The organism is Limnoraphis robusta BA-68 BA1 (assembly GCF_034932365.1).
Lineage (GTDB): Bacteria > Cyanobacteriota > Cyanobacteriia > Cyanobacteriales > Microcoleaceae > Capilliphycus > Capilliphycus robustus.
In genome coordinates, this window is record NZ_JAYGHR010000126.1 from 1 (window position 1) to 3,647 (window position 3,647).

The 3,647-nt window shown below is 44.4% G+C and carries 3 protein-coding genes and 1 pseudogene; all 4 read left to right on the forward strand.

The genetic code is table 11. The features are described from left to right. Positions 1-146 precede the first annotated feature (146 nt). A complete protein-coding gene (locus VB836_RS30235; protein WP_407659789.1) occupies positions 147-1,319 on the forward strand; it encodes an RNA-guided endonuclease InsQ/TnpB family protein in 1,173 nt (390 codons plus the stop codon). Positions 1,320-1,615: 296 nt separating this feature from the next. Continuing rightward, a complete protein-coding gene (locus tag VB836_RS30240; protein WP_323225252.1) occupies positions 1,616-1,849 on the forward strand; it encodes a hypothetical protein in 234 nt (77 codons plus the stop codon). A 195-nt stretch (positions 1,850-2,044) separates the two neighbouring features. Next, complete coding sequence (locus VB836_RS30245) at positions 2,045-3,250, forward strand: 5-(carboxyamino)imidazole ribonucleotide synthase (protein ID WP_323225254.1); 1,206 nt, start codon at positions 2,045-2,047, stop codon at positions 3,248-3,250. Positions 3,251-3,352: 102 nt separating this feature from the next. Further along, positions 3,353-3,647, forward strand: a pseudogene (locus VB836_RS30250) (transposase); the annotation flags it as partial.

A 3,647-nucleotide genomic window follows, 5' to 3' on the forward strand; every position in this document is an offset into this window, starting at 1 on the left:
GGTAGTTTAAGAGGTACTCGTGACAAGAGCCAAGTCATTGAGGAGCCGGATGAGGTGAAAGTCTCACGTCCGGTTCTGAAGACAAGTCAGAGGGGTGACTCTCTGGCTTAGTTTAATTCTATCCGACCCCTCAACAACAGACCAAACTGGCAAAGCTATTTGGCTGTTCCAGGGTAGTGTGGAACGATGCCTTGAGTCACTGTATTGAAATGCACAAAACTGGGCAAAAAAAGCCTAGTAATGCTCAACTCCAAAAGCAGTTTATTACCCAAGCCAAGAAGACAGAGGAACGGGAATGGTTGTCGGAAGTTTCTAATATTCCTTTACAACAATCTTTGAACGACTTAGAACAGGCTTATCAAAACTTTTTCAAGTCGTGTAAGGGAACACGACTTGGGAGAAAAGTTAGACTGCCTAAGTTTAAAAAACGAAACGCCAAGCAGTCAGCCAGGTTTCGAGTTGGTGGCTTTAAACTGGATGGAGACAAAATATCTTTAGCCAAGATTGGAAATTTCAAGATAATTTGGTCAAGACCTCTACCCAGTTCACCCAGTTCAATTACGGTGATTAAAGATGCCGCAAACCGTTATTTCCTCAGCTTTGTTGTTGAGGTTAATCAACAATTAATGCCCAAGTCTCCCAATAGTACAGGGATAGACTTGGGCATTAAAACGTTTGCGGTTCTGAGTGAGGGAGAAAAAATAGATGCTCCCAAGCCTCTAAAGAAACGGATAAAAAGACTGCGGAAACTTAACCGCAATCTTTCTCGAAAACAGAAGGGTTCTAATCGATACGAACTAGCGAGGGTTAGAAAAGCTAAACTCTACGCCCAAATGAAGGACACCCGCCAAGACTTTCTCCACAAACTATCAACCCAAATAATCATCGAAAACCAAGTGATTGTTCTGGAAGATTTGAATGTGTCAGGAATGGTCAAAAATCGTAAGCTTTCAAAAGCAATTAGCGATTTAGGGTGGAGACAGTTTAGAACCCTTCTTGAAGGTAAAGCCGAAAAGTATGGCCGAGAATTTCGAGTAATAAGTCGGTGGGAACCGACAACTCAAAAATGTTCGTGCTGCGGTTTTAAAGGTGGTAAATTAGATCTTTCTATTCGGGAGTGGACTTGTTTGAACTGTGGTACAGTTCACGACAGAGACGGTAATGCTGCCGTCAATATTTTGGTCGCCGGGGGACACTCGGAGATTTTAAACGGATGTGGAGGCAGGCATAAGACTTCGGTCATTGAAGCAGCAGCCCGTGAAACGTCAACCCACCTAGAGAATCCTGTTCAATTATCAATATTTGATATTTTGCAATAGTCTTCTGCTGGGAATCCCCGTTGTTTACGACGGGGAGGATGTCAAAACTCACTCCCGCGCACGGGAGGCGAGATGGGAATGTCCGATGAGTCTTAAATCCTTTCTGGTTAGGCATTCTGGCTTTAGACTCGCCACGCTAAACTCAGAAGTCCAGATCTCCGTAAATTTGCGGAAAAATTTATAAAGTGATTTGTTAAATTTCCGTATATCCGTAAAAACACTGATATACTGGAACCAAAGGAAAACCTATTGATAATTCTTGTGGGTAAGTTGAGTTAATCAGGGGTATTACTTCTATGGGGTGCTTTATTCGTCGGTTGACAACTGCTGCTACGCTCGTCTTAGGTGTACAGCTCGTAATGCTAGAAGTCGCTCATGCTCGATATGAGTCTGAACCTAGATCTAATAATTTTCAGGTCTGTGAGACAACATCAAGTCCTCTAGAAAGCGTGATTTGCCCTTTGCAGGAGGGTAACACTGATGGAGGAATGCCGGATACAGGCAAAGATAGTAATGGTGGAGGACGGTAAGCTTCAAACCTCCAGAAAAGATTTGCCACTATATTCTACGAGATTGCGATCCACTTGCAAGGCTGAGATTTGTGAGTCTCTGTGGACAGGTACTCGCCCCTGACGCGAAATTTGAGCAAAATGGTTAAGTTGAAGGGTGACTTAACCGTTTACCGATAAAATGAGGGGTAGTTTCAGCTTTCGGAGAAGCCAGTCATGGCACAACAACTTAAAATTCTTAAGCGAGTGGGTGTGATTGGCGGCGGACAGTTGGCCTGGATGATGGCAGGTGCGGCTCAGTCGTTAGGTATTTCGGTGTCAGTTCAAACTCCTAGTGCCGATGACCCGGCGGTTTCTCTGGCAACAAAGACAATATACGCAGAAATTGAAGATGCTCAAGCGACTGCTGAGTTGGCAAATCACTGTGATGTAATTACCTTTGAAAATGAGTTTGTTGATCTTGAAAGCCTTTATCCCCTCAGTCAACAAGGGGTCTGTTTTCGTCCCCGTTTGGAAGCGTTAAGCCAATTACTCGACAAATATGATCAGCTTTGTTTTTTGCAGGAATTAGGGCTGCCTGTTCCTCAGTTTCAAGCGCTGACAAAGGGCGAGGAAGCAGATGCAGTTCTGCAAAAAATTGAGAAGACTTGGGGATTTCCTGTTGTTTTGAAAACCCGTCGTCATGGTTATGATGGACAGGGAACATTCATCCTTAAGGATGAGGCGAGTTTACGCTCGACTTGGGTAAAGTTAGGCTACCCTCCGGTGTTGCTTCAAGAGTTTATTCCCTTTGAACGGGAGTTGGCGATCATTGCGGCTCGTTCTGTTACAGGTGAAGTCGCTATTTATCCGGTTGTGGAAACTTATCAGCAAAATCAAGTTTGTCGCTGGGTGATTGCTCCGGCAAATATTTCTCCGGCTTTAACGCCTAAACTTGAGGCGATCGCTCATAAACTCCTCAATAGTTTACAAGCAGTTGGTGTCTTTGGGATTGAGTTATTTTTAACGAGTGAGGGTCAAATTTATTTGAATGAAATTGCTCCTCGGACTCACAACTCGGGTCATTTTACGCTGGATGCTTGCGAAACCTCTCAATTTGAGCAACACTTACGAGCGGTATCGGGTTTAACCCTGGGAAATCCTCAAATGAATTGTGGGGGAGTGGTGATGGTGAATTTACTCGGCTATGAACAGGCTTATGCTTTAGAAGGAAACCCTCAATCTCTCTACTGGGAAAAACGACAACAACTTGCTGATATTCCCAGAGCAAATGTTCATTGGTATGGTAAAACTGAATCTCGTCTCGGGAGAAAGTTAGGTCATGTAACGGTTTTGCTGGATGTAAAATCCCCCGACGAATGCCAAACGCAAGCGATCGCGATCGCTAAAAAGGTTGAATCAATTTGGTATGCTCATCTTTAAATCGGCAGGAGACCCCCACCATAAGTTTACGTTGGCGATAGGAGGAATGCCACTCCACTAAAATTTACAACTCTGCTACACTCAGATGAGTATAATAGAGCCATGACACAAGCAATTACGGTTAAATGCAAGCTGATAGCCCCACCAGACTTGACCGAGCGGGTCAACGAAACTCTTGTGGGATTTTCCGATGCCTGCAACCGCATATTGCAAGTGGCAAAAGAAAACAACTGTTGGAACACCACCAAACTGCATCACCTGACTTACAAACCAGTCAGAGAGGCGACGGGACTGAAAGCCAATCACGTTTGTCAGGCAATTCGCCGCGTGGTGAACCAGCGCAAAGCCACCAAACAAATTCACAAGTTTCGACCCACCAGTATTAGCCTTGATATTC